At 40.8% G+C, this 26,379-nt stretch carries 27 protein-coding genes; 19 read left to right on the forward strand and 8 right to left on the reverse strand.

The window, feature by feature from the left end; translation table 11 throughout:
* Positions 1-29 precede the first annotated feature (29 nt).
* The gene (locus tag HMPREF2904_RS05110) at positions 30-947 is read left to right on the forward strand and encodes a dihydrodipicolinate synthase family protein (RefSeq protein WP_070660637.1); all 918 of its coding nucleotides are present in this window, start codon (positions 30-32) and stop codon (positions 945-947) included.
* A gap of 15 nt (positions 948-962) precedes the next feature.
* Positions 963-1,850: an ROK family protein gene (locus HMPREF2904_RS05115; RefSeq protein WP_070660639.1), complete on the forward strand. Its 888-nt coding sequence runs from the start codon at positions 963-965 to the stop codon at positions 1,848-1,850.
* A 97-nt stretch (positions 1,851-1,947) separates the two neighbouring features.
* Here the strand turns inward: HMPREF2904_RS05115 and HMPREF2904_RS05120 are convergent, their stop codons facing one another.
* Complete coding sequence (locus HMPREF2904_RS05120; protein WP_070660641.1) at positions 1,948-2,787, reverse strand: MurR/RpiR family transcriptional regulator; 840 nt, start codon at positions 2,785-2,787, stop codon at positions 1,948-1,950.
* A 293-nt stretch (positions 2,788-3,080) separates the two neighbouring features.
* On the opposite strand from HMPREF2904_RS05120, the gene HMPREF2904_RS05125 reads away from it, so the two are divergent.
* From HMPREF2904_RS05125 to HMPREF2904_RS05175, 11 genes are all read left to right on the forward strand, one after another.
* On the forward strand, positions 3,081-3,404 hold the full coding sequence (locus HMPREF2904_RS05125) for a hypothetical protein (protein ID WP_003015405.1): 324 nt from the start codon (positions 3,081-3,083) through the stop codon (positions 3,402-3,404).
* Positions 3,394-5,355, forward strand: coding sequence for a V-type ATP synthase subunit I (locus tag HMPREF2904_RS05130; RefSeq protein WP_070660642.1), 1,962 nt, complete (start codon positions 3,394-3,396; stop codon positions 5,353-5,355). Before HMPREF2904_RS05125 ends, HMPREF2904_RS05130 begins: the two co-directional genes overlap by 11 nt.
* Before the next feature lie 30 nt (positions 5,356-5,385).
* Positions 5,386-5,865 carry a V-type ATP synthase subunit K gene (locus HMPREF2904_RS05135; RefSeq protein WP_003009435.1) on the forward strand — a complete coding sequence of 160 codons (480 nt, stop codon included), beginning with the start codon at positions 5,386-5,388 and terminating at the stop codon, positions 5,863-5,865.
* Between the two features lie 70 nt (positions 5,866-5,935).
* Positions 5,936-6,526 carry a V-type ATP synthase subunit E family protein gene (locus HMPREF2904_RS05140; protein WP_070660645.1) on the forward strand — a complete coding sequence of 197 codons (591 nt, stop codon included), beginning with the start codon at positions 5,936-5,938 and terminating at the stop codon, positions 6,524-6,526.
* 9 nt (positions 6,527-6,535) lie between these two features.
* Positions 6,536-7,555, forward strand: coding sequence for a V-type ATPase subunit (locus HMPREF2904_RS05145; RefSeq protein ID WP_070660648.1), 1,020 nt, complete (start codon positions 6,536-6,538; stop codon positions 7,553-7,555).
* On the forward strand, positions 7,536-7,856 hold the full coding sequence (locus HMPREF2904_RS05150) for a V-type ATP synthase subunit F (RefSeq protein ID WP_003009443.1): 321 nt from the start codon (positions 7,536-7,538) through the stop codon (positions 7,854-7,856). Before HMPREF2904_RS05145 ends, HMPREF2904_RS05150 begins: the two co-directional genes overlap by 20 nt.
* The gene (locus tag HMPREF2904_RS05155) at positions 7,853-8,557 is read left to right on the forward strand and encodes a GNAT family N-acetyltransferase (protein ID WP_070660651.1); all 705 of its coding nucleotides are present in this window, start codon (positions 7,853-7,855) and stop codon (positions 8,555-8,557) included. The genes HMPREF2904_RS05150 and HMPREF2904_RS05155 overlap by 4 nt, the downstream gene beginning before the upstream one ends.
* 33 nt (positions 8,558-8,590) lie before the next feature.
* Positions 8,591-10,381, forward strand: a complete 1,791-nt coding sequence (locus HMPREF2904_RS05160; RefSeq protein ID WP_041826169.1) for a V-type ATP synthase subunit A — start codon at positions 8,591-8,593, stop codon at positions 10,379-10,381.
* Positions 10,368-11,753 (forward strand): V-type ATP synthase subunit B, encoded by a 1,386-nt coding sequence (locus HMPREF2904_RS05165; protein ID WP_003002370.1) that lies wholly within the window; start codon positions 10,368-10,370, stop codon positions 11,751-11,753. The genes HMPREF2904_RS05160 and HMPREF2904_RS05165 overlap by 14 nt, the downstream gene beginning before the upstream one ends.
* Positions 11,754-11,756: 3 nt before the next feature.
* The gene (locus HMPREF2904_RS05170) at positions 11,757-12,380 is read left to right on the forward strand and encodes a V-type ATP synthase subunit D (RefSeq protein ID WP_003002380.1); all 624 of its coding nucleotides are present in this window, start codon (positions 11,757-11,759) and stop codon (positions 12,378-12,380) included.
* A 402-nt stretch (positions 12,381-12,782) separates the two neighbouring features.
* Positions 12,783-13,907 carry a LysM peptidoglycan-binding domain-containing protein gene (locus HMPREF2904_RS05175; protein ID WP_070660654.1) on the forward strand — a complete coding sequence of 375 codons (1,125 nt, stop codon included), beginning with the start codon at positions 12,783-12,785 and terminating at the stop codon, positions 13,905-13,907.
* An 86-nt stretch (positions 13,908-13,993) separates the two neighbouring features.
* Here the strand turns inward: HMPREF2904_RS05175 and HMPREF2904_RS05180 are convergent, their stop codons facing one another.
* Entirely contained in the window at positions 13,994-15,163 is a 1,170-nt protein-coding gene (locus HMPREF2904_RS05180) for a CynX/NimT family MFS transporter (RefSeq protein WP_070660658.1), read from the reverse strand.
* 878 nt (positions 15,164-16,041) lie between these two features.
* On the opposite strand from HMPREF2904_RS05180, the gene HMPREF2904_RS05185 reads away from it, so the two are divergent.
* The 3 genes from HMPREF2904_RS05185 to HMPREF2904_RS05200 all read left to right on the forward strand — a co-directional run bounded on the left by HMPREF2904_RS05185 (position 16,042) and on the right by HMPREF2904_RS05200 (position 17,524).
* The gene (locus HMPREF2904_RS05185) at positions 16,042-16,323 is read left to right on the forward strand and encodes an autorepressor SdpR family transcription factor (protein WP_003009465.1); all 282 of its coding nucleotides are present in this window, start codon (positions 16,042-16,044) and stop codon (positions 16,321-16,323) included.
* Positions 16,310-16,945, forward strand: coding sequence for an SdpI family protein (locus tag HMPREF2904_RS05190; protein ID WP_070660661.1), 636 nt, complete (start codon positions 16,310-16,312; stop codon positions 16,943-16,945). Before HMPREF2904_RS05185 ends, HMPREF2904_RS05190 begins: the two co-directional genes overlap by 14 nt.
* Positions 16,946-17,152: 207 nt before the next feature.
* A complete protein-coding gene (locus tag HMPREF2904_RS05200; RefSeq protein WP_070660667.1) occupies positions 17,153-17,524 on the forward strand; it encodes a DUF2513 domain-containing protein in 372 nt (123 codons plus the stop codon).
* Positions 17,525-17,824: 300 nt separating this feature from the next.
* Here the strand turns inward: HMPREF2904_RS05200 and HMPREF2904_RS05205 are convergent, their stop codons facing one another.
* The 4 genes from HMPREF2904_RS05205 to HMPREF2904_RS05220 all read right to left on the reverse strand — a co-directional run bounded on the left by HMPREF2904_RS05205 (position 17,825) and on the right by HMPREF2904_RS05220 (position 22,151).
* Positions 17,825-19,042 carry a site-specific integrase gene (locus tag HMPREF2904_RS05205; protein WP_070660670.1) on the reverse strand — a complete coding sequence of 406 codons (1,218 nt, stop codon included), beginning with the start codon at positions 19,040-19,042 and terminating at the stop codon, positions 17,825-17,827.
* Between the two features lie 67 nt (positions 19,043-19,109).
* Positions 19,110-19,373 (reverse strand): helix-turn-helix domain-containing protein, encoded by a 264-nt coding sequence (locus HMPREF2904_RS05210; RefSeq protein ID WP_061411532.1) that lies wholly within the window; start codon positions 19,371-19,373, stop codon positions 19,110-19,112.
* Between the two features lie 135 nt (positions 19,374-19,508).
* Positions 19,509-20,864 carry a hypothetical protein gene (locus HMPREF2904_RS05215; RefSeq protein WP_070660673.1) on the reverse strand — a complete coding sequence of 452 codons (1,356 nt, stop codon included), beginning with the start codon at positions 20,862-20,864 and terminating at the stop codon, positions 19,509-19,511.
* Positions 20,865-21,140: 276 nt separating this feature from the next.
* Positions 21,141-22,151: a site-specific integrase gene (locus tag HMPREF2904_RS05220; protein ID WP_070660676.1), complete on the reverse strand. Its 1,011-nt coding sequence runs from the start codon at positions 22,149-22,151 to the stop codon at positions 21,141-21,143.
* A gap of 1,342 nt (positions 22,152-23,493) precedes the next feature.
* Between HMPREF2904_RS05220 and HMPREF2904_RS11735 the strand changes: the two genes are divergently transcribed.
* Together HMPREF2904_RS11735 and HMPREF2904_RS05225 are read left to right on the forward strand one after the other, a co-directional pair.
* Positions 23,494-23,640 carry a hypothetical protein gene (locus HMPREF2904_RS11735; protein ID WP_176744608.1) on the forward strand — a complete coding sequence of 49 codons (147 nt, stop codon included), beginning with the start codon at positions 23,494-23,496 and terminating at the stop codon, positions 23,638-23,640.
* 315 nt (positions 23,641-23,955) lie between these two features.
* Positions 23,956-24,375 carry a hypothetical protein gene (locus tag HMPREF2904_RS05225; protein WP_070660679.1) on the forward strand — a complete coding sequence of 140 codons (420 nt, stop codon included), beginning with the start codon at positions 23,956-23,958 and terminating at the stop codon, positions 24,373-24,375.
* 192 nt (positions 24,376-24,567) lie between these two features.
* On the opposite strand, the gene HMPREF2904_RS05230 is transcribed toward HMPREF2904_RS05225, so the two are convergent.
* The gene (locus tag HMPREF2904_RS05230) at positions 24,568-25,785 is read right to left on the reverse strand and encodes a tyrosine-type recombinase/integrase (protein WP_001291561.1); all 1,218 of its coding nucleotides are present in this window, start codon (positions 25,783-25,785) and stop codon (positions 24,568-24,570) included.
* Between the two features lie 81 nt (positions 25,786-25,866).
* Entirely contained in the window at positions 25,867-26,070 is a 204-nt protein-coding gene (locus HMPREF2904_RS05235) for an excisionase (protein WP_000814511.1), read from the reverse strand.
* Between HMPREF2904_RS05235 and HMPREF2904_RS11920 the strand changes: the two genes are divergently transcribed.
* Positions 26,054-26,305 carry a hypothetical protein gene (locus tag HMPREF2904_RS11920; protein ID WP_001845478.1) on the forward strand — a complete coding sequence of 84 codons (252 nt, stop codon included), beginning with the start codon at positions 26,054-26,056 and terminating at the stop codon, positions 26,303-26,305. The two genes, HMPREF2904_RS05235 and HMPREF2904_RS11920, sit on opposite strands and share 17 nt — an antisense overlap.
* Positions 26,306-26,379: the final 74 nt, after the last annotated feature.

Genomic DNA, 26,379 nt, shown 5'->3' on the forward strand with positions numbered 1-26,379 from the left:
TGAATTCATTAGTGACAAAAGGAGAAAAAATGTCAGATTTAAAAAAATATGAAGGAGTCATCCCCGCTTTTTACGCCTGCTATGATGACCAAGGAGAAATTAGCCCGGAGCGGGTACGTGCGCTGGTAGAATATTTTATCGCGAAAGGTGTGCAGGGCTTGTATGTCAACGGATCTTCCGGCGAATGTATCTACCAGAGTGTGGCCGATCGCAAGCTGATCCTAGAAGAAGTGATGGCGGTAGCTAAAGGGAAATTGACCATCATTGCTCACGTAGCCTGCAACAACACCAAGGATAGCGTGGAATTAGCACGACATGCAGAAGCACTAGGAGTGGATGCCATTGCAGCCATTCCGCCGATCTATTTCCGCTTGCCAGAATACAGTGTGGCCCACTACTGGAATGAAATCAGTGCAGCCGCACCCAATACAGACTTTGTCATCTACAATATCCCGCAATTGGCTGGGGTCGCTTTGACACCGAGCCTTTACAAGGAAATGTTGAAAAACCCACGGGTGATTGGGGTCAAAAATTCTTCGATGCCTGTTCAGGACATTCAAACCTTTGCTTCTTTAGGAGGCGACGACCACATTGTCTTTAACGGCCCAGATGAACAATTCTTAGGTGGCCGTCTCATGGGAGCACATGCTGGGATCGGTGGTACCTATGGTGCGATGCCAGAACTCTTCTTGAAGCTCAATCAGCTGATTGCTGAGAAAGACTTGGAGACTGCGCGTGCCTTGCAGTTTGCTATCAATGACATTATCGGAGTCTTGACGTCTGCTCATGGCAATATGTATGCGGTCATCAAAGCGGTTTTGCGCATCAATGAAGGTTTGGACTTGGGATCTGTTCGCTCCCCTTTGACGCCAGTAGTAGAAGCGGATCAAGAAGTGATCCAACGTGCTGCTCAACTCATTCAGGACACAAAAGCCAGATTCCTTTGATCAAAGGAGGTCTAGATGAATCCATATGTTGTAATTGATATCGGAGGGACCAGTATCAAGTATGGTTTAGCCGATGCAAAAGGGCAACTCCTAGAGACCCATGAAATGCCAACGGAGGCCCAAAAAGGAGGACCTCACATTCTTAACACAACAAAGGAAATCGTAGCCCGTTATTTGAAGAAGCATCCCTTGGCAGGGGTTGCGATTTCTTCGGCCGGAATGGTCGATCCTGATAAGGGAGAAATCTTTTATGCAGGCCCACAAATTCCCAACTATGCAGGCACCCAATTCAAAAAGGAAATCGAAGAGACCTTTCAGATCCCTTGCGAGATTGAAAATGATGTCAACTGTGCCGGTCTCGCAGAGGTCACTACAGGCCATGCAAAAGGATCGAACAATGCTGTTTGCCTGACGATTGGGACAGGGATCGGCGGTTGCCTCTTGCTTGATGGTCAGGTTTTTCATGGCTTCAGCAATTCAGCCTGTGAGGTTGGCTATCTTCATTTGCCAGATGGTGCCTTTCAGGATCTAGCTTCAACAACTGCTTTGGTCGAGTATGTGGCAGAACATCATGGTGATCCTGTGGAACAGTGGAATGGTCGCCGGATCTTTAAGCGGGCAACAGAAGGAGATAAAATCTGCATGGCTGGAATTGATCGAATGGTGGCCTACCTCGGAAAAGGACTGGCCAATATCGCCTATGTGGTCAATCCAGAGGTCATCGTTCTTGGAGGGGGGATTATGGCTCAGGAAGCCATCCTCAAGCCAAAAATCTATCAAGCCCTGTGTGCCGAACTGGTTCCTAGCCTAGCAGATAAGATCCGTTTGGAATTTGCCCACCATCAAAACGCTGCGGGTATGTTGGGGGCCTACTACCACTTTAGACAAAAACATGAAACATAAAACAAGTCGCGCTGGCGACTTGTTTTTGATTCATCAAAAAAAGCATGAAAGATGAAGAAAACCAGATCTTTCATGCTTTTTAAATAGGGAGACCATATTAAGATTTTCGAGAACGTTGATTAGAAAGTTTTTTGTTTTCCCAGTAGCTATTAAAGACAATTTCCTTTTGTTCTCGGCTTTTATTAAGGAAATGAGCATAGATCAAATCGACCACAATGAGGAGTGGTAAAATAGCAGAAATTCGATCGATATAGGTACTACTAGGAAGAGGTGCGGCCGGTAACACTTCTGTGAATCCTTGGTGGATGGCAGCCGGGTTAGCCGTCACAAGAACCGTTTTAGCCCCTTTTTCTTTGGCATCCAGGAGACTGTCTGTAATGGAGTTGGTGCCTCCTGACAATGAGAAACCGATGACTAAACAAGAGGAATCGAGAATACTGGTCGTCCAAGCAAAGCCATCTTGATCAGTCAGGGCTTCACAAACGACGCCCAGTCGCATAAAGCGCAATTTCATTTCTCGAGCAACTAAACCGGAACTACCGATCCCGAAGAAATAGACTCGGTCTACTTGATCGATTAGTTCAGCTACCCGATCTAATTGGGAATCTTTTACCAGACTTTCAGTGACGTTACTGATATGGTGGTAGCGTTGCAAGACACTGAGAGTGAGTTCGTCATGCTCTTGCACCTGTTTTTGATTCTTTGTTTCCTCATTAAAATGATAGACAAACTCCCGATAGCCGGAAAAACCACATTTTTGAGAGAAACGCGTTAAAGCTGCCTTTGAGACGTGGAGTAACTCCGTTACACGAGAAGAGGACAGGGAGTGCTGTCGTGCTTCGGATGATAAAAAATATTGAGCAATGTCGCGTTCCATATCCGTTAACTCAGCTTCATGGCTGGCGATAATGGTTCGTAAATCTTGATCTTGTTTCACAGCAATCCTCCTTTCTCACAGGATGAAATAACAGGATGCTCCTATAATATATTACACATTATAACATGGGTAACCGCTTTATTCAAGTAAAAGAAATCAAGAAATACTGAAACTAGGAACAGGATATGCGAAAAGAAGAGAACGCTACCAAACTTGAAACTAAGGTCTTATTTGTTGTCCACAATTTTCTGAAAATTCCCGGTTGGGCCTGAACAAACGTTATGAATTGTGGTATAATTTAAGATAATTGTACTGTTGTTGGAAAAACAATAGTTGAATAAGGAGGTGTGACGATGTCGAATGCAACACTCGAGATGATGCAAGAGATCGAGCAAGCTGCTCAGGGCGTGATCGTAGGCTATGAAGCTCAAGTTGAACAAATCCGAACGGATTCGCGCGATCGCCTTGCAACAGTGGCACAGCATTACGATGAGGAAACCAAGCAATTGGTCACAGAGGCAGAAAAAAACGCCCAGGAAAGACTCGTCCGTTTAACGAAAGATCTGGAAGAAACGGTTGCGCGCAATGATGCCAAGGTACAAGAGGCGATGACCGATAAGCGAGCTGGGTTAGTTGAAGCCATTGTAGAAAAGGTGGTAGCAAGCTATGGCCGTTAGTCAGATGCAAAAACTGTCCCTCATCTTACCCAAAGATGACTTGGACAGTCTCCTACTAGCGCTACAGTCTGAGGCAAAAATCCAGATTTATGACCTCAGTGAGCATGAAGAATGGCAGGCTGCCTTTGAGGCAAATACCTTGTCTCAACCCTTGACAGAGGACAATCGTCAAGCCTTGGTAGAGCTGCAAAAACGTCAAGAACAAGTTGAAAAAATGATTCAGACTCTAGAGCCTTACATGCCTGAGAAGAAGGCTCTGCAAGCTCTAAAGGAAGAACCCTTAAGCTTGTCTTTTGATGACTTGCAGGCCCATGGGATGATTCGAGACGAGGATCTCCTATTGACCAAGTTGAAACGCCAATTGCACGTGTTAGATAAGGCTCGTCAGAAGATTGCGGATGCAAAGGGAGAGATAGAGCGCTTAGAAAAATGGCGACCGTTAGAGGTGACGCCAGCTGCTCTCGCTACTTTTCACTATGTGCATGGCTTGATCGGGACCATTCCCAATAGCGATACAGACGCCGTTCGTTCTTCCTTAAAAGCTCATCCTGAGCTGAAGTTAGAAGAAGTCTTTACGTCTGAAACTGAACACGGCTATGTCATCTTGTATCGTTCGGGAGATCGTGTAGCTGTTCAGGAGCTTCTGGAAGACCATGGGTTCAAAGAATTGGACTATGAAGAAGAGCAGGTCCCGGCCGCCTACTTGGATCGCCTAGAAGGGGAAATCAAAGAGCAAGAAGCTGTAGTTGCAGCAACCCTAGCCGAGTTGCAAAACTCCCAGAAGGAGTTGGACCAGCTCAAGTACCAGATGGATTACTTGCTGAGTTCGGGAGCTCGGGAGGAAGCCAAGTCGCTTCTTGCCAGCACGCAAAGCTTGGTAGCCCTAGAGGGTTGGATTGAAACATCCCAAGTGGCCTCATTGCGAGATTTCTTGCAAGAAGGTTTTGGTTCTCGGGTCTTACTAGAGACGCGCGATGTGACGGAAAAAGATTGGGATGACGTTCCGATCCAGTTGCGAAATAATGCCTTGGTAGAGCCCTTTGAATTAGTCACAGAGATGTACGCCCTGCCTAAGTATTACGAGAAAGATCCGACACCAATCGTTTCTCTCTTCTACTTTGTTTTCTTTGGCATGATGGTCGCAGATATCGGTTATGGACTGTTGCTAACGGTGGCGACAGGTTTTGCCCTTAAAGCCTTCAAGCTCAAGCCTGGTACAGCCAAGAACCTTCGTTTCTTCAGTCTCCTCGGAATTTCAGTTGCCCTTTGGGGTGTGGTCTATGGCTCTTTCTTTGGATTTGAGATGCCTTTTGCCTTGATCAGTACGACCAGTAACGCCATGACCATCCTGATCCTCTCAGTGGTCTTTGGTTTTGTCACTGTCTTAGTGGGCCTCTTCCTAGGAGGAATGAAAAATGTTCGCCTCAAAGACTACACCGAAGCCTATAATGCTGGCTTTGCTTGGGTCTTGATCCTACTTGGCTTAATGCTTCTAGCAGTAGGCAATATCTTGCCAGGGATGAGCCTTCTAGTTCCGATTGGCAAGTGGCTGGCTATTTTGAATGCCATTGGGATCTTGATTGTTTCCATTGTCAGTGCCAAGAAGCTATCCGGTTTAGCGTCTGGTCTCTTTAACCTCTACAATGTTAGTGGCTATGTCGGAGACTTGGTCAGCTTCACCCGTTTGATGGCCTTGGGCTTGTCTGGAGCGAGTATCGGTTCGGCCTTCAACCTTATTGTTAATCTCTTTCCACCGCTTGGACGGTTTACGGTAGGGCTTGTGCTCTTTATCGTCCTACATGCCATTAATATGTTCCTGTCCTTCTTGTCAGGGTATGTGCATGGAGCCCGTTTAATCTTTGTGGAGTTCTTCGGTAAGTTCTACGAAGGAGGAGGCAAGCCATTTCGTCCTCTTAAACCTTCTGAACGCTATATTAAAACAAAAAAATAAGTATTATCTTTAATAAATAGGAGTATATTCATGGAATCTTTAGCATCATATTTTTCAGCCCATGGGGGCGCCTTCTTTGCAGCATTTGGTGTGGCGATCGCAGTCGCACTTAGTGGGATGGGATCTGCCCTTGGGGTTGGTAAAACGGGTCAAGCAGCAGCAGCGCTCTTGAAAGAACAACCCGAAAAATTTGCCCAAGCCCTGATTTTACAATTGTTGCCAGGTACACAAGGTTTGTACGGGTTCGTTATCGGGATCTTGATCTGGTTGCAAATTAAGCCAGATATGCCACTTGAAACAGGAGTTGCTTACTTCTTTACAGCTCTTCCAGTTGCGATCGTTGGTTATTTCTCAGCAAAACACCAAGGAAATGTTGCGACAGCAGGGATGCAAATCTTGGCAAAACGTCCTGAAGACATGATGAAAGGGGTTATCCTTGCGGCCATGGTTGAAACCTATGCCATCTTGGCCTTCGTTGTGTCCTTCCTATTGACCCTACGCGTCGGCTAAGAGCTAGCTTTGATGGATTCGCCTTACGAGGCGAAAAACACAAGACGCATGCAATAGGAGAAAAAACGATATGGATGAACAAACCCAATTAAAGGATTCGATCTTGGCCCAAGCCCACGAAAAAGGGCGTAAACTCTTAGAAGAGGCCAAGGAAACCATCCTAAAAGAAGAGACTGCGCAAGAAGAGCGTTTGATTCAAGACAAACTCAATCAACGCTCCGAGCAGCTCAAGCGGATTCAACGTCAATTGCAACGTGAAACCCAACAAATCGAAAATAAAAAACGCCAATCCACCCTTGTCACCAAGCAACGAGTCTTAAAGGATCTCTTTGCAGATGCTTATGAAGCGATGGTGGCTTGGCCCCTTGAAAAGGAAATGCAGTTTGTAGATGCGGTCTTAGATCGCTATCAGGGACAAGTTGTGACCCTGACCTTCGGGGCGGTGAGCGCTGCTAAATTTGATTCAGCAGCTCTCGAGAGATTGAAGAAGACGCATCAGAATGTGACAGTTGCAGATGCAACGATCCCAGCTCAAGCAGGATTTGTCTTGTCGGTTGGGAAGATTGATGACAACTATCTCTACCGTGATTTGGTGGATTCCATTTGGGAGCAAGAAAGCTACCAGATGGCAGCCAGCATTTTCACAGATGAAGAGAACTAGGAGGTTGCAATGAGCGAACGGACCTATTCTCAAGTCAATACAGGAATCAGCGTACGTGAGGCTAGTTTTGTCAGTCCCAGTCAGTTCGAGCAGTTGCTTGCAAGTCCCTCTAGTGAGAGCCGAGAAGGCTTGCTACAAGGAACACCTTATGCTTTAGATAGCAAGGAGATCAAGGATTTATCAGCCCTTGAAGCCCGCCTGATGGCAGCCTTGTTGGCAGAATACCAATGGGCTTTTGAGGTAAGCCCTCAGTCAGACCTGGTTAGCCTGTTTACCTTGAAGTACACCTATCATAATCTCAAGGTTTATCTAAAACACAAGGCGACAGAGCGCAAGTTGGGGCACTTATTGATCCCTATCGGTCCTTATTCTCTCGATGTGCTCGAGCATTTGGTGGCGACCTTTTCTGCAGAGCATTGTCCGGCCTTTATGGCGGAAGAAGTGGCTGCAACCTGGCAAGAATTCCAAGACTATCAGGACTTGCGGGTCCTCGAAATTGGGATGGACTTAGCTTATTTTAAACATCTGAGATACTTAGGGGACAGCCTAGATCATCCGATTCTGAAGCAGTTGGTGGACGTGACCATTGACTTTTACAATGCGATTACAGTTAAGCGGGCCTTGGATCAGCAAAAACCGCATAGCTTTATGCACCAATTACTTTCAGATGAAGGGAGCCTCAGTGCCCATCAGGTGATCGACCTGCTAGAATCCGGTCAGTGGTTGACCTGGTTTTATCAAGTTAATCCGCTGGACTACGATCTCGCCTTAGAGACTTATGAAGAAAAGATGCGCACCGGTCAACTAAAGACCGTAGAGTTGGAGTATTTAGAGAGTTTGGTGAAATTCAGTCTTCTAGACGCTGGCCGTTTTGAAGTCGATGGACCACTCCCTCTTGTTCGTTATCTTAACGGAAAAGAGTTAGAGGTAACCAACCTTCGTTTGGTCCTCTCTGGTTTGGACAATGGTTTTCCGCTAGCAGAAATCAAAGAAAGGATGAGACCGATTTATGGACAAACAGACCTATAAGATCGCCGTTGTGGGCAATCGGGACGCCATCCTTCCTTTTCGCCTGATTGGCTTTCAAACCTATCCGGTCACAGAGCCGCAAGAAGCGATCAATACCCTGCGAAAACTCAGTCGAGAAAACTTCGGGATTATCTACCTAACAGAGGATATTGCTCAGGCCATTCCAGATACAGTGGCTTTTTACGACCAGCAGCTGACTCCGGCTCTGATCCTTATCCCGACCCATAGAGGAACTACGGGACTGGGCCAACAGCGGATTCGTGATAATGTCGAAAAAGCAGTAGGACAGGATATTTTATGAGAACAAATGAATTTGGCCAAGCGATTGGCGATGCACTGTCGGAGTTTACACCGGGGCGCTTGCCAGCTATTGAGCGGATCGAAGGTCGCTATACCGTGATCGAGCGCCTCTCAAAAGAAAAACATGGAGCAGATCTTTATCAGGTTTACGGGCCGGACTCTCCAGCAGCGATGTGGACCTTTCTGTTCAAAGGTCCTGCCCGCAATGAAGAGGAGTGGGACCACTTGTTAGATGATCTCATGACAGCTCAAGGTCGCTTTTACTATGCGATAGTAGACAAAGATTCAGGCAAGGCTTTAGGGACATTCTCTCTCATGCGGATCGATCAAGCCAACCGGGTGATCGAAGTCGGAGCAGTGACCTACTCACCAGCACTCCAAAAGACACGCATGGCTACGGAAGCCCAGTATCTGTTAGCGCGCTACGTGTTTGAAGATTTAGGCTACCGCCGTTATGAGTGGAAATGTGATGCCTTAAACCAAGCTTCTCGAAAAGCAGCTGAGCGCTTAGGATTCACCTATGAAGGCTGTTTCCGTCAGGCTGTTGTTTATAAAGGTCGGACCCGTGATACAGACTGGTTGTCCATCATTGACCAAGAATGGCCAGCTATCAAACAGCGGCTAGAAGCCTGGTTGGATCCAAGCAATTTCGATGCCAATGGCCAACAAAAGCAAGCTCTAAGAGAGATAGCACAAAAGTAAAACAAAGAAACAAAGGATTCCCAGGAGGAATACATGACTCAAGGAAAAATTATCAAAGTTTCCGGTCCCTTGGTGGTTGCATCAGGGATGCAGGAGGCCAATATTCAAGACATTTGCCGGGTCGGCGATCTTGGTTTGATTGGCGAAATTATTGAGATGCGGCGGGACGAAGCCTCTATCCAAGTATATGAAGAAACGTCTGGAGTTGGTCCAGGAGAACCAGTTGTCACAACCGGAGCTCCCCTTTCTGTTGAATTGGGACCAGGCTTGATCTCTCAGATGTTTGACGGGATCCAACGCCCCTTGGAACGCTTCCAAGAAGTGACTGCCAGTGACTTTTTGGTTCGTGGGGTGCAAGTTCCAAATCTAGATCGGGACACCAAATGGGCCTTCGAACCAAGTGTGACAGAAGGGACAGAGGTGGTTGCAGGAGACATCGTCGGTACCGTTCAAGAGACCAATATGGTGGAACACCGCATCATGGTACCCTTTGGTGTCAGTGGACGTGTAACCAAGATCGCAGCAGGTTCTTACACAGTGGAAGAGCCAGTTTATGAGATCGAGCAGGCAGATGGCAGTCTCTTTACTGGTACTTTGATGCAAAAATGGCCGGTTCGTCGAGGCCGTCCCTTTGCACAAAAACTGATTCCAGTAGAGCCTTTGGTTACCGGTCAACGGGTCATCGATACCTTCTTCCCTGTGACAAAAGGTGGAGCTGCAGCTGTTCCTGGTCCTTTCGGAGCTGGGAAAACAGTCGTGCAACACCAGGTGGCCAAGTTTGCCAATGTAGACATCGTAATTTACGTTGGTTGTGGGGAACGTGGAAATGAAATGACGGACGTTCTGAATGAATTTCCAGAATTGATCGATCCAACGACCGGTCAATCCATTATGCAACGGACTGTTCTGATCGCCAACACTTCAAACATGCCAGTAGCGGCGCGGGAAGCTTCCATCTACACAGGGATTACTATTGCCGAATACTTCCGTGATATGGGCTATTCCGTTGCCATCATGGCGGATTCGACTTCTCGTTGGGCAGAAGCTCTCCGTGAAATGTCTGGTCGTCTAGAAGAAATGCCAGGGGATGAAGGCTACCCAGCCTATCTTGGTAGCCGGATCGCCGAATACTACGAGCGTGCAGGTCGGGTCAAGACACTCGGGACCACTGCGCGTGAAGGCTCGATTACCGCTATCGGTGCCGTTTCCCCTCCGGGTGGAGATATTTCAGAGCCGGTAACCCAAAATACCTTGCGGATTGTCAAGGTCTTCTGGGGCTTAGATGCTCAGTTGGCTCAACGTCGTCACTTCCCAGCCATCAACTGGTTGAGTTCTTATTCGCTTTACCAAGATGAAGTCGGTCGCTATATCGATCTACATGAACAAATCAGCTGGTCTGAAAAAGTGACCCGCGCTATGAATTTGCTTCAAAAAGAAAGTGAATTGCAGGAGATCGTCCGTTTGGTTGGTCTGGATTCCCTGTCTGAAAAAGACCGCTTGACCATGAATGCGGCCAAGATGATCCGTGAAGACTACCTGCAACAAAATGCCTTTGATGAGGTCGATACCTATACCTCTTTCAGCAAGCAGGTGGCCTTGTTGACCAACATTTTGACCTTTGACCAAGAAAGTCAAAAAGCACTAGAATTAGGGGCTTACTTCACAGAAATCATGGAAGGAACCGTGGCTCTTCGAGACCGCATTGCCCGGAGCAAGTTCATCCATGAGGACCAGTTGGCAACCATTCAAGCTTTGAAAGAAGAAATCGTAGAAACCCTACACCAAATCGTCGCAAAAGGAGGAGTAGACAATGAGCGTGATTAAAGAATACCGTACTGTCAGCGAAGTTGTTGGCCCCTTGATGATTGTCGATCAGGTCGAAGGGGTTCACTACAATGAACTAGTAGAAATCAAGCTTCATGATGGAACGACCCGTCAGGGACAAGTCCTCGAAGTCCAAGAAGATAAGGCCATGGTCCAGCTCTTTGAAGGATCTAGCGGGATCAACTTGGAAAAAGCCAAGGTCCGCTTTACTGGACGTCCCCTAGAACTTCCTGTGTCTGAAGACATGGTCGGACGCATCTTTAACGGGATGGGCAAACCCATCGATGGCGGTCCAGAGATTATCCCAGAGAAGTACTTGGACATTGATGGACAAGCTATTAACCCTGTTTCGCGGGACTATCCGGATGAATTTATCCAGACAGGAATCTCAGCCATTGACCATTTGAATACCTTGGTTCGGGGACAAAAACTCCCAGTCTTCTCAGGTTCTGGTCTCCCTCACAAGGAATTGGCGGCTCAGATTGCTCGTCAAGCGACTGTGCTTAATTCGGAAGAAAACTTCGCCGTGGTCTTTGCGGCTATGGGGATTACCTTCGAAGAAGCCGAGTTCTTTATGAACGACCTTCGGGAGACAGGAGCCATTGACCGCTCTGTCCTCTTCATCAACCTAGCTAATGACCCAGCTATCGAACGGATTGCGACTCCTCGGATCGCCTTGACCGCTGCCGAATATTTGGCCTATGAAAAAGACATGCACGTCTTGGTTATCATGACGGATATGACCAACTACTGTGAAGCCCTTCGGGAAGTCTCCGCTGCCCGCCGGGAAGTTCCAGGTCGTAGGGGCTATCCAGGTTACCTTTATACTAACCTCTCAACCCTCTACGAACGTGCAGGACGCTTGGTTGGAAAGAAAGGATCTGTGACCCAAATTCCGATCCTCTCTATGCCAGAAGATGACATCACCCACCCTATCCCTGACTTGACAGGCTACATCACCGAAGGTCAGATTATTCTGTCTCGCGATCTCTACAATAGTGGTTACCGCCCACCGATCAATGTTCTTCCATCCCTTTCTCGTTTGAAGGACAAGGGGTCTGGTGAAGGCAAAACTCGGGAAGACCATGCGGCGACCATGAACCAGCTCTTTGCGGCCTACGCCCAAGGAAAACAAGCCAAAGAACTGGCTGTAGTACTTGGGGAGTCTGCCTTGTCAGATACTGACAAGCTCTATGTCAAATTTACGGATCGCTTTGAGCAGGAATACATCAACCAAGGTTTCACTACCAATCGGACGATTGAGGAAAGTTTGGATCTCGGTTGGGAACTCTTATCCATCCTTCCAAGAACAGAGCTTAAACGGATCAAGGATGAGATGATTGACAAGTATCTGCCAAACAAAGAGGATTAGCCTATGGCACGATTAAATGTAAAACCAACTCGGATGGAGCTTAATATTCTCAAAGAGCGCCTCAAGACAGCAACCCGGGGGCACAAGTTGCTCAAGGATAAGCGGGATGAACTCATGCGCCGCTTTATTGAAGCTGTGCGTGAGAATAATCGCCTGCGCCAAAAGGTGGAGGCAGCGCTGGTGGGCAATATGCAAGATTTCGTGATGGCCAAGTCCCTAGAGAGTGACCTCATGGTAGAAGAAATCTTCGCTGTACCGACTCGAGAAGTGATGCTACACATCGAGGAAGAAAATGTTATGAGTGTGCGCGTGCCTAAGCTCCATGCCCGTATCGATAATCCATACGGAGATGATGAAGGGGACGTGGTTTATAGCTACCTCGCCTCCAACAGTCAAATGGATAGCACCATTCAAGAAATGGGGGATCTACTCCCAGATTTGCTTAAGTTAGCGGAAATCGAAAAAAGCTGCCAACTCATGGCAGATGAAATCGAGAAAACCCGCCGTCGAGTGAACGGACTCGAGTATGCGACCATCCCAGACCTCAAAGAGACTATCTATTATATCGAAATGAAACTCGAAGAAGCCGAACGCGCCAACCTCGTCAGAATCATGAAGGTAAAATAAGATACAAAGCCGTTAAGCAACTCAAAGGAAAATAGGAAATCCAACGATGAAGCGTCTGCTTCTAGTTGGATTTATCTTTTTCCAAAGAGTTGTAGGCGTGTTCAGTTATAAGATACAAAGAGTTGTAGGCGTGTTCAATTACTTGAAAAAGACAAGAACCTCATCAAGAAACCATTCCTTGATGAGGCTTTTTTACGCCCTCGAACTCTTCTTCCACCACCCCTTTTTATGTTACTAGTTTGTAACAATGTGACAAGAAAGACGAAATGTTACAAGAAAAATACAGTTTTGTTAAATAGCCAAAAAGGCCTTTTATTATTTTTAAATTGTGATAAGATAGTATAGTAGTTCATTTGTCCAAGAAAATCTTGAACAAAAAACAAAGAAAAAAGAGGATAAAAGATGAAATTAAAAGTTAATACGAAAGCCTTGATCGCTTCAACAGTAGCTCTTGCAGTGATTCCATTTACAAAAGCCACTGCAGAAACACTTGAAGATTGGGTAGCTCGCTCAGTAGATGAAATCAAACATGATATCCAACAAAGCGGTGAAAACCAACAAACTTATACCATCAAATATGGTGATACATTGAGTTCGATCGCAGAAGCGCTTGGAATCGATGTACATGTGTTGGCAAACTTGAACAACATCAGCAACATGGATTTGATCTACCCAGGTACTGTTTTGAAAACAACAGTAAATGATCAAAAAGAAGTAACTTCAGTTGAAATCCAAACTCCTCAAGCAGGTGCGACAGATGCAACCGTTGCAAGTGCTGACTTGACAACAAACCAAGTGACAGTTGATGACCAAACAGTCGCTGTCAACGATTTGTCTAAACCAGTAAACGAAGATAACAAAGCTGTTCCAGTTGCTCCAGCAGCGGAAACTCAAGAAGCCCCAGCGGAAGCTCCTGTAGTTGAAGTACCAGCAGCAGAAACACCAGCACAACCAGCTGTTCCAGAAACACCAAACTACGGTGCTCCAGCTGTCAATGTTGAAGTACAAAATCAAGAAGTAGCGCCAGCTGCTCCTCAATCTGCTCCAGCAGCGGAAGCTCCTGCTGAAACACCAGCTTCTGCTCCTGAAGCTCCAGCAGCACAACCAGCAGTAGAAACTGCTGCAGCACCTGAAGTGCAACCAGTAGCATCAACTCCAACAAGCGGAAATACTATTCCAACTGATCCAAATCTTCAACCTCAAGCGGAAGCTTTCCGTCAAGAAATTGCAGCGAAATTCGGTATCACAAACATCGGTGGTTACCGTGAAGGGGATCCAGAAGACCATGGTAAAGGACTTGCAGTAGACGTGATGGTTCCAACAAATTCAGAGCTTGGAGATCAAGTTGCACAGTATGCGATTGATAACATGGACCGTGCAGGTATCTCATATATTATCTGGAAACAACAATTCTACATGCCAGTAAATAACATTTACGGACCAGCTAATACATGGAACCAAATGCCGGACCGTGGTGGAGATACAGCAAACCACAACGACCACGTACATATCTCATTTAACGGATAATAAAACTTTGAACTAGGACAAGTGCCTAGTTCTTTTTTTGTATGCACAAAAAAGGCCGGAAGATGAATCTTCCAGCCAGACGATGGTTATAAAATATGATCGACTTTTTCCACCTGATAAAGGGCAATCGCCATGATAATGGTTAAGACCAGTAGCATAAGAATGGCAGGTGTCCAAGAGTGGAAGAGAGATTTGCTGTAGCCGAAGAGGATAGGGCCAAAGGCTGCAAAGACGTAGCCTCCTGTTTGGGCAAGACCAGAAAGTTGAGCAGTTTTTTCAGGTGTGCTGGATTTCATGGAGAAAGCGACCATGAGGTAAGGGAAGAGCGAACTGACGGAACTTCCAATCAGGGCATTTAATACCAACCAGTAGAAGAAGTTGCTAGTCGGGATTAAGAGCATGGCTACCCCCAGAATCCCTGCTCCGACAACAATCGTAAGCATCAAGCGTCGATTGCGATCGGATAAGCGTGTCGTTAAACTTGGGATCGTCAAGGAGAATGGGAGACTGATCAGGGTGAACACGGAGGCCAGTAGTCCAGATTCAACCTTTGAAAGGCCAGCTTGAACAGCCATGGTCGGAAGCCAGGTCATACTTGTGTAGAAAAGCAGTGACTGCAAGCCTCCAAAAATCATGATAGCCCAGACATATTTATTGGTATACCACTTGCTACTAGATTCCGTAGTAGCCGTCTTTTTTAGATGGTGGTTGTAGCGAAGGTTAGGAATCCAGATGACCAAAGCAAGAGCACACAAGGCTGTCAAGATGTTGACCAAACCTTGCCAAGAAGTGGCTTTGGTGATCGGAACGGCCACAGAAGAGGCGATCGCTGTGGACATCCCCATAGAAGTGATGTACAAAGTGGTCAGAATGCCTAGTTGGCGGGGTCTGTTCGCCTGAATCAGGCTTGGAAGCAGCACATTGAGGAAGGCGATGCCAGCTCCAATCAAGATGGTTCCCAGATAGAGGAAGGGGAGGTTGATAATCCGAATGGCAGATCCAATCGTAATCGCGATCAAAACTAGGAAAAAGAGGCGCTCAATCCCCAACTTTTTAGCAAATTGAATCGCAAAAGGTGAGAAAATGGCAAAGGTGAGAAGTGGCAAGCTAGTCAATAGTCCCAGAGAGCTCACATCTACCCCCAAACCAGCAGCGATGTCAGACAAGACCGTCGGAAGCGTAGTAAATGGTGTTCGTAAAACAATCCCAAGCATAATGATGCCCGGGACGAATAGCATAGAATGTGTTTTTTTCATAAATCCTCCTCAGACAAAAATTCTCTTCATTATAACACAGATCGAGTATAAATTGGAGTATTTGTACAAATGAAGGAGAAGGAACGTCGTTCTCACGATCGTTTGCTAAGGGAATAAGGAACGTAGTTCTCACTACCGTTCGAACTGCATCAACGTACCTAAGCTCACTAACGTTCACTAAGGTACGTAGAAAAAAGCCACCGGTTTTGGTGGCTCTTATAGGGAGATTATTATGAAAAAGTTTAGGATTTTCTATCAAACAAAGTTAGGAGGTCTTTATTTGATGGTTTTATTATAAGGTGGTTTGCTTAAAGAAATCTTAAGAAAAGGTTGTGTTTAAAAAATAGGTCTTAAGTCTGACAAAATGCATTAATCATCATTCCAAACAGTAAAATTACTTATTCCATTCTAAGGATCGTAGTTCTCGCTAACGTTCGAACTGCGTCAACGTACCTAAGCTCACTAACGTTTGCTAAGGAAATAAGGACCGTAGTTTTCGCTTCGCTCAAACTGCATCAATATCTCTAAATTCAGCTGAACTCTCTGAGTTCACCTCATTAAGTATTCTAAGGACCGTAGTTCTCACTCCCATAGAAAAAGCCACCGGTTTTGGTGGCTCTTATAGGAGATTATTATGAAAAAGTTTAGGATTTTCTATCAAACAAAGTTAGGAGGTCTTCATTTGATGGTTTCATTATAAGGCTGATTTCTTAAAGAAAACTTAAGAAAAGACGCTGTTTATAAGAATCGGTCTTAGGTCTGATATTTTTTTACAACAGAAACTATTTAGAATTTTTTCTAAATAGAGTTGACAAACCCATCCGAAAGTACTAGAATCTATTTAGAAAGATTTCTAAATAGATTAGAGGAGATAGAGAATGAATTTTGCGCAAACATTTAAAGCTTTATCGAATCCGATAAGAAGAAGTATATTAGAACTGCTAAAGGCGGGGAAATTATCCGCGGGAGATATCGCTGGCCACTTTGATGTAGCAGGAGCGACCATTTCCCATCATTTAAGCCTCCTCAAGCAGGCAGATTTAATTCGAGAGGAAAAAGAGAAGAATTTTATCTACTATGAACTCAATACTTCTGTCTTGGAGGATTTAATGGTCTGGCTCGTTGATTTGAAAGGAGACTCTACTGATGAAAACGAATAAAAAACTATTGCTATTAACTTCTATGGTGATCCTTTTCCCCATGCTTTGGGGGCTGATGATTTGGTCGCAATTGCCTAACCAAATCCCGATTCACTTCAATTTTGCTGGCCAGGCCAATAACTTCCAATCGAAACCCCTGGTTGTGTTTGGTCTTCCTATTTTCGATCTCATGGTGCATCTGTTTATGATCTTTATGATCGGTCGCGATTCTAAGAATAGCGCTATGAATGAGAAAATGATCAGAGCGATTTACTGGTTGACCCCAATCGTTTCCTTAAGTACCTCCTATCTCATCTATAGCAAGGCGCTAGGATCTACTACCAATCCATCAGTTTTTGTTTCAGTTTTGCTGGGTCTCATCTTTGTGATCATGGGCAATTACATGCCTAAGCTAAAAGTGAACCATACGGTTGGAATCCGTCTGCCTTGGACCTTACAGAGTGAAGATAACTGGCACAAAACCCATCGCTTGGCAGGGAAGTTGTGGGTGCTTGGTGGCTTGATCCTCCTTCTTGAAGCTGGCCTTCAATTCGCGCTTTCTTATGTATTGGTGCTGGTCATCCTCGCCATTGTGGTTATCCCTATGATGTACTCTTATCAATTAAGTCGGAAAAATCGTTAGAATGAAAAAACAACCAGAGAAGAAGCCAGTCGGGAACGGTTTCTTTTCCGGTTGTTTTTACTTGTTCATCGTTTCAAATTTAAAACTTTCAGGAAAATATCTATTTTTCGGAAAAAATTTTCTTACATTACATTTTAAAGATGGACCTTTATTTCTTTCTATAATATACTGTAAATATAAAGATAAGTACAGCGTTGAGGTAGCACCATGGAAAGAAATATGGATTTATGTCGATTGATTTTATTTAAGATTGAGGCAGAGTATAAATCAACAGCACTATACAATTTAAATATTGATGGATTTGATCTTGATACAGTAGCCTATCATTGTAAAATACTGGCTGAAGCAGGCCTCCTAGATAGTTATAAACCTACATATGGAGATAATAGAATATATTCTTTTAGTGTAGGTTCATTGACTTGGGCTGGACATGATTTTCTGGATAAAATAAGAGAAGATAATATGTGGAATAGAACAAAAAATAAGATTAAAGACAATGCTCTGCCTATGACTTTGGAGATAATCAAAAGTGTAGCAACTAACTTAATTAATGATCAAATAAAAAATATGTTTTCTTAGGGCAATTTTTTAAGTAATGTTATAGTATTTCCCTTATTCAATCAAACTTATTCAAAAAAATCTAAAATAAAAGAATAGTAAAGTCATGCTATAGACTGATATAAAGCAAATCTAAAAGCACGTGAAACCAAACCGTTTCAAACCAGGTCTTAAGAAAGCTCGTAAAGCATCACAATTCTCAAAACGTTAATCAATACGATTATATCAACGTTTCGAAACACTTCATGGTTCACACCATGGAGTGTTTTTTTGATGATTTTTAGCAAAATTCACACCACTTTTCACACCAAATTCACACCATTACTTTTTAAGATTACGAAAGGCAATTTCTCCAACAGCCATTGGGATTACGTTTGAAGTGTTGACATAAGTCTTAGTTGTAATCGTATCACTATGAGTGAGTGCTTCAGAAATAGCTTCCATAGAGGTTCCAGCCTGTTTAGCGAGTGTAGCTCCTGTATGTCGTAATTTATGAGGGGTTGCATGTGCGAGTTCTGGATGACGACGCTTAACAGATTTCATCTTGTTGTTAAGATAATCAGCATGGAGACAACTGTTTACATTTCCCTTTGTATCAATATACGTAAAAACATACTGTTCAGGAGTTTGCATGATGTTAAATGAAGCCAGTTCAGATTTTTGTTGCTTCTTCCAAGAATTTAACAAGTCGGTAAGTTCTTGTGGAATCGAAAAAATCGTCTTTTTATTCCCTTTAGTTGACTTTTGATTTTTATATCGATCTAAGGCTTGAACCAATTGAATTTGTTGATTTTTGAAATCAATATGTTTCCATTGCAAAGCGTAGCTCTCTGACTTTCTATCTCCTAAAAAGAAGGTAGTATAGAACAAAACATAGTCTTTGAATAGAATTTTTTCAGTCTCTAAATCCTTTTCAAAAGCTGTAAACCAAGCTTGGAGTTCTGCTTGTGATAAGTATAAGTCCTCATCATTTTTGGCTTCTTGCAGTCTAATTTTCTTAGTTGCTTTGATACGTTTGATAGTTTTTGAAATACGGTTGGTCTCGATATATTCCAACTCCTCCGCCCAATCAAAGATAGAATTAACGTAACTTCTAACAACTTTGAAGTTGGCGTATTCTTCAGCTTTTGCAGTTAATAGGTTCAATATGACTTGTTTGTTTTGATTGAGAAAATCAATCGAATAGTTCCCAAGTATAGGTAAAATATGCTTCCTAAAGACGATTTCTGTACCATCAATGGTAGCCTGTGAGGGTGGTTTGCTAGTAGATGTTGTTTGACCCGCTTTGTAAGATTCCCACCAAACGTTTTGATAGAAATCTGAAAAAAGGATAGAACCACTATTTTCTAATGAGACTGAATCTCCACTATGAATTTTATCAATCTTATTTTGAAGTTCTAGTTCATATTTTTTTGCTTCAATCCTTGTTTTGAATCGTTTTTCAATCACTTTCTTATCAACACCTAGTGAAGACTTCACATCCTCAGGAATATAGACACGTAAGCGATAGGTTCCGTTTTTAGTTTTTGTAATTGACATAGTATTCTCCTTTTGAATTGAGTTAGAAAATACCATGGTTACATTATAACAAACGACCATAGAATTTCTACTGCTTTTGTAACCAGCGATTGATTTCAGATTTGCTAAAGCGAACAGTTTTACCAATCTTAATGCAAGGCAATCCTTGCTTAATCCACTTGTCTAAAGTATTATTTGTTATATTCAAATACTCACAAGTTTGCTTTTTATTTAAAAAATGATTGGTATTTTCATTAATATCTAAAAATTTATCCAGTTCTTTTTTAACAGTATCTGATATTAGTAATTGAAGTTGCCTAACCATTTCGTCGTCTGGAATAAATAAATTCATAAATAGTCCTGTTTATTTCTTTCTATTAGATTTAAATTTAATTAGTTTGGATTTTTTTAAGTCTTCAAGGGTTGAAGAGTTAAAAAATAGGAAAACGTTGCTGTAGTAATACTTTTCCATTTTTTTAATCAGAATTTATATTAAAATGGAAGAAGTATTTATTTGAATTTCATTTAAAAAAGAATCCAGGGATGAACCAATGTCTTTATCCTTGATTTTATTAACGTCATTAATAAAACTATCTTTTTCTTCATTAGTAAAACTAGGGATTTTAAAAAAATGGAGTTTATTATTTTGATTACTCTTGTAACAACCAAAGTCAAAGATAGTAACAAGATATAGACTATTTAGCATTAAGCTAAAGAGATATAGTACTTGCCATGTAATCATAATAGAAAGAAAATAACTCTCATTTTTCAAATCATTCCTCCTACTTTCTTTAATCAGATTTTTTTTAGTTCTTGCACAGTTTTTTGGATTTACAAATTTAGATGCATCAATAAATAAAAAAATAGATTCATCCAATGTTATTGGATATAAATAATCCATAGCATGATTTAGTTGAGTTTCAAAAAAAGTTTTTATATATCCATCTTTACCTTTTTCTTCATACAATTCTTTCAACTTATTTTGGGTATCTCTTACTGAAGTTTGAACAATTATCTTAAAGTTGCACAATCCTTTCTCAATTACACTATATACAAATGAATAGAGCTGATCATTGTTTAGTTTATCCAAGTCAGTACTCTTGAATTCACTTTTAATTTTTTGTTCATTCAGTGTCATTTCGTATCTATAGATGCGATATTTACGAGATACGTTTGATTCAATCTGGTTATTATGTTCAGCTTTTGCTGTTTTATCGTAAAGAACATGCAACAAGTTTTCATTTTTTTTACTTGAAAGAATATGGTGGTCTTCGGGAGTTGAACATTTTGTATAAACTTTTTTATTTACTTGAGATGTATTAGATAGAGCCCTCAATAATAAATTTCTTGTTTGAAAATGAATAATCGCATCAGTAGCAAATGTAAATGAGATTTCCATTTGATGAATCCTAATTGTTGTTGGGATAATCCAAATACCAGTTTGCTGTTTGATTTCCGTCATAACTTTTATTAGTTTCTTTCGTATTGCAGAAATAGAGAGAGTTTCAAAATTGAGACCTCCATGATTCAGTTGTAGTAAGGAATAATTAACAGTATCTCCGATTTCTTTTTTATAAATTTTTCCAATTTCAAGTCTTCCGAATTCCCTTGATTGGATAATTAAATCTTCTATCTGATTTGAATTGTAATTTAATTTTTTAACTTTATCAGGATTCTTTTTGCTGTATTCTATCAGTTTTTCGATGTCAACAATTAGATTTTCACCCAAGTTAAAATCCATGCGATCAAAGCCCCAGAAGGAATTCATTAAAGTAAAACAAGATTGAATTTCTTTCTCATTTAAATGTTTCTGTTCAGTAGAAACTTTAGTATTCCTTTTCATGTTTTAATGTTTCCTTCTTACTATTATTTTTGTTAGGAAGTATATTTTTAATTCAATTTAAATTCCCTATATATAGGTATGCCATTTTTTTGACAGAAAACGCCTTTTTTTTAAAAAAAATAGTGAAAAAATGGAAAAATTTTGAAAAACAATAAAATCCACAATGTTTAATTGTTTAAAAAACGCGTAATGATAAGGGTTTGGAGAAAAAATTAGGTTTTTCCCTACTTTATTTATTTCAATGAGAGATATACAATTATTTTTTAAATGTGCTTATTAGTTTGCTTGTGCGATTAACTTATATGCATACGATTTTTGAAACTCTTCGGGACGATTGTGTCCAAGAGCACGCGATACAATTAAGCAGGCTTTTCGATCGAGGACAACGCCTTTTAATTCCCCTCTTAGATAAATTTTTTCCCTTTTATCCTTGATGTCTTTAGGATCTCGTGCGACAAGAAGATAAAGACGTTTTGCGTATTCAGCACGATATTTATGAGGTTTTAAAGCAGATGGAACTTGAAACACACGCTTTTTACCAGCTAGCCTAAATTCTTCAACAAGCCTCTCTAATTCTTGTTGATCTCGTGTAATAATCGGAACCCAGCGGTCTCTAGCTCCTTTTGTTTTATGCTTTTTACCAATGATTTTAAGAAAGTATCGGCCATCCTCTCGTTGGTAGAGTGAGTCTCCAGTAATTGCTTTTAATTCATTTTTTCGTAGCCCAGTGGCAGATACAATTGAAAACCAGCGATTATTTGTTTCTTCAGACATTCTGTCGTCGTTAGACTTTAAGCGATTATTCTTTTTGTTGGCTCTATATCGAATATCCGTTGCAACAAAAGTAGTAGAAGATACACCCAATACTTTGGCTAACGCTGCTTTGTAGGTTGACTGAGTAGGAGCAGAAAGCCCTGATTTCTTACAATGTTCTAAGTATTGATTTACCAAGTCAATCCATCCATCTATAGAGTTAGATATCTCAAGAGCTTGTAAATCTTCGGCAGTAGTTGTTGCGGCGACAAAGGAAGCGAATCTGCTCCAGGATCCAGCGTAATTGTGTAAGGTTCGGTCTGTATGAATTAAATAAATATCTTCGCCAGTTTTTTTGGATTCATTTCGCTTGATACCTTTTCCTTTTTTAAAGCGCGTGACTAGATTAGTCAATCCTTTTGATTGGACGTATTGTTTCCGACCCTCAAAAGTTGTTAGAGAATCCATCTGTCGTTTCTTAGCTTTCTCTTTAGCTTCTCGTCGTTCAGCACGACTACGTCTCTTCTTTGCCATAGTTCTTTCCTTTCTATATGTATATTGTCTACTTTTAAAGAAGTTCTTAAGAAAATTCTTAAGGTCTTTTTAATTCAAGTTGAAGTAGTGCAGTGACTTAAGCTTATATTCACTGATGTAGTATCTTCCCTTTGCTGAGGGCGCTTCTTAATTATGGTTAAGAAGATAACCAGGTCATTTACAACATGACAAGTTGACTCAATTCAAATAAGATGTAGAGTTCCATCTTGCAGATAAAAATCTGTTGTTTTTTCTTTTTACTCTTTTTCAGGTTTAAATGCTTTTAATTTAGCGACTGAGTTAAGCTAGTTTTTTGTATTTGATTTTTAGACTTTTGCTATTTACTTTCTTTTTTATACTTTTATTCTTTACTTTGTTCCAATTAAAAAATCTTCTTAAACTGCTGTTGACATTGCTTCTATTATTTACACTTTTATTTTTTTAAGTTAATGATATACAAAAACTGGTTCTTTCCTAACCCGGCTTAAACCTGCTGTTTCCACGATAGCTACCTCCTTTTAAACATAAAAAAACGTAGCTATATTAGTTACGTCTCTACTTAATCAATCTTTAGTTACTAATAGTATGCCATAAATTGATGATTCTAAAAAATAAATTTTTTCTTTTTTGTGTTATTCGGTTTTACTTCGGACTGTGTGTTTAGCGTGACTTACACATACGTTTCTGTCAACGCTAAACACACAGAAAAGTCAACGACGTAACATAAGAACAGAATTAATTGAAATGGTATTCGAAGGTAAATGCACTAAAGTTTCTTATATAGATTGAAAATCAGAAATCTCAAAAAGTAATTAAAATCATCACATTTTTTTAATACGTGTAAAAAATTTTAAATTCAAGATGTGTCTGATATGTTTAAATTAATTTAATTATTGATAGTGTCCTTTTCAAATGTCGAAGAGAATTCCAAAACTTATCGATTGTAATCACCAAAAAAGTAGGAAGATATTGAGCAAACGATAAATTTTTTAGCTTGCTGAAGAAATTATCCTAATATGAAATAAATACATTGAGAACAAGTGTTTCAGTGTGTTTTTGTGGTAAAATATAAAAGATTTGTAAGAAAAACGAACGTATTTTTTAAGAAGTATTTGAACTAAGTGTGTTAAAAAGTTTCAATCAATATTTAAATTGCTATAAGACTTTATAGTAAAAATTGGTTGTAAAATATTAAGAACATAAAACTCAGGAAGATATTTTAAAGAATTAGGGAGAAATAAGTTAGTATTTTAATGAACATTGACATTATTTGTCCATAGGATATGATAAAGTAATCCTGTCAATGAAATCAACATAGAAAAATAAAATTGAGGATAGATTTATGTTAGAACAGCAAATCAAAAATACATTAAAAGAACCTTTAAAAAAATTGGCTGATACATATCATGATATAGTTCTGATGTTGATGAAACGGATAATTTTCAAAAATGTCGTTGGTGTGGTTCTGAGGACACAAGAGGAGATATAAAGTTATTCTTGATAGATAAAAAAATATTATAAAACCACTATCAGATTATGAACTGCTACCCAAAAGCTAGGCAGTAAGAATAAAACTTTTGGAGTCAGTACCTTTTTTGAAAAATCGTTTTTTTATTTTTACAAAAAAATGGCATAATAATAGTGAAGAAAAAAAGGCAGTGGTGAACTGTCTTTTTTTGTTCCTCAAAAAAGGAGGTAGAAGATGCTAAAGCCAAATCATTTAATAATATTAAAGAGAGTAAGGCCACCGTAAATCTAGGGATAAAAAAATCTTTTTCTAAAAAAATAATTGGAGGAAAACAAAATGAAAACCTATAAAAAGTATGTGGTTTTTTTAACTCAACAATATATTTCAGAGTTAATTAATTGCAATGAAGAAATCAATATTAGAATGTTTTATTCAACATTTGATGAGGATCAGTATATTTCAATCTTGAATGATCAAGATCAAGAAGTATCATTCAATTTTGTAAATGATAGTATTGAAATTGAATTAATTGATCCGTTGTGTGAGAAAATTTTGATTACATTTGATACTGTAGAACAAACAGCCAAAACCCATCAAGTAATCAAATTTCTCTTAGATTTGTTTTTTAAATTCAATTGGCATGAATCAGTTGCAGCGTTATCAGTTGCAGATTTCTGGGAATTGATCAAAAATTACGAGGAAGATAACCTCGATATGACATTTGGTTACCCAAGAATCGCAGGCTCTAATAGCTAAAAGCCATATTTTTCTTTGAAACAAAGTATAAATTTCTAATTATCTTTTTATATTTTCTTAAATGCTCGTAAAGCCTTATTCTATGTGCTTTCGAGTATTTTTACTGTAGGAAGATACTTCACGTTTCTTTGCATATTTCCTCATGTCTTAGCTGTCAGAAGTGGTAAATAAGTAGTAAATTCATTTGTACTACTAAGCAACAAGACGCTCCTGTTGCTTCTCTTTATTCAAGCGTTTCATTTCTGCCATTGCAGAATCGAATGTTGCATGTGCGTAATAGTTCAGCGTCATGGCTATATTAGCATGTCCCATAATGTACTGTAATGCCTTTGGATTCATTCCTGCATTTGCATAGTTGGTACAGAATGTATGTCGCAAACTATGTGGAGTGATGTGTGGCAATTTATCCTCGTTATACTTATTGTATTTCTTAACAAGACCTTTCATCATGCCGTTGTAATCACTTGCCACTTTTGGATAGTTCTTTCTATTAAGAAAGAGGAAATCACTATATCCATCAATCTCAACACGCTTATCATTCTTTCGATTCGCTAACACTCGCTTAAATGCTTGATAGGCTTCTTCAACCATAGGAACTTGACGTTCGCCACTTTTGGTCTTTGGTGTTTCAATGTAGTACCCAATTTCAGTATCTCTCAATAGCTGATGGTCTATATTGACAAGACGATTCTCAAAATCTAAATCTGGAAGTGTCAAACCACCAAACTCTGAAATACGAAGACCTGTTTTTAAGAGTATCAGAATTTCATCATAATTTTTGCTGTAGGTTTTATCAGCTTTTGCAAAGGCTAACAGTTTTTCTTCCTGTTCTTCTGTTAGTACGGTCTTAGGGACAGTATCATCATCAAGAACTGCTTTCAGTTGAAAGTCAAATGGATTCTTCCGAACACAATCATCTTGTATAGCAATATAGAATGAAGCCTTTAAAGAACGTTTGTAGTTATTGATGGTTTGATAAGCATAACCATTTTCACTCATTCTAATAGCCCATTCTTTAGCGTCTGATGGCTTAATACTGTCAATACTTCTTACACCTAACTTGTCTTTCTTCAAAATATCCATAAGATATTTGCGTCCAGTTTCAGTGTTTTTTCTAACCTTTGGTCTTTGAGCGTTCTGTTTTGCGTAAAGCTGGCAGAGTGTCATTTTCTTTCCTACAACATCAATACCATCATGAATGTCTTTCTGTAACTCTGCGATTTTCTCTCTAAGTGAGATACAATCACGCTTTCCTGCTGGTACTCGGTCTGTAGCCACAAGTTTCCACGAGTAAACAAATTGCGGTTCTCCAAATGAATCTATATATTTGTATAAGTATCTTCCGTCTTTTCGTTGGCTCTCTCCAGTCTTTAAGATTCGACCTTTATTGTCACGTCTTTTTTCTGACATGGCATTTGCTCCTTTCCTTTATGGAAAGAGCCTTGATACGACTTAATACTATTTTATCATATACAAGACCCTTTGGCGACGCTAGATTGCGTCCAATGTATCTATAATTTTTTCAAATTGTTTTCGTTTAATCTGAATACGATTGCCATTCATAATCAGCCAATTTGCATTTTTATTTTCCTCTGCCAAGCGTCGTAGCTTGTTTTCGCCAATACGAAAATATTTTGACGCTTCTTCAATGGTTAGGGTATAACGTTCCCAAATAGGAATGTCAGTCTGCTTCATAAAATCCTCCTTTCCAAATCACTTATTTGGATTTCATAAAAGTTGTTTTACCAGCAATCGAACAGCTTTAGCAAAGCTCACGGGAGTTCCACCCCTGCATGGTTCTCATGTAGCCATACTCATTGCCTGCGACGGTTTTATCACGCTCGGACTATTGACTGTATGGGAGTATCATTATCACGATAAGAATGTCGTTGCAGGCAATCCTGCTAAAGATTGCTTCTCGGATCACTAACATGAATCGCTCGCTATCTTTATAAGATAGGTCATGGCGGTTATGTACTGACCCCAAAAAGTTAGACAAATAAT

This window comes from Streptococcus sp. HMSC072G04 (assembly GCF_001813295.1).
Taxonomy (GTDB): Bacteria; Bacillota; Bacilli; order Lactobacillales; family Streptococcaceae; genus Streptococcus.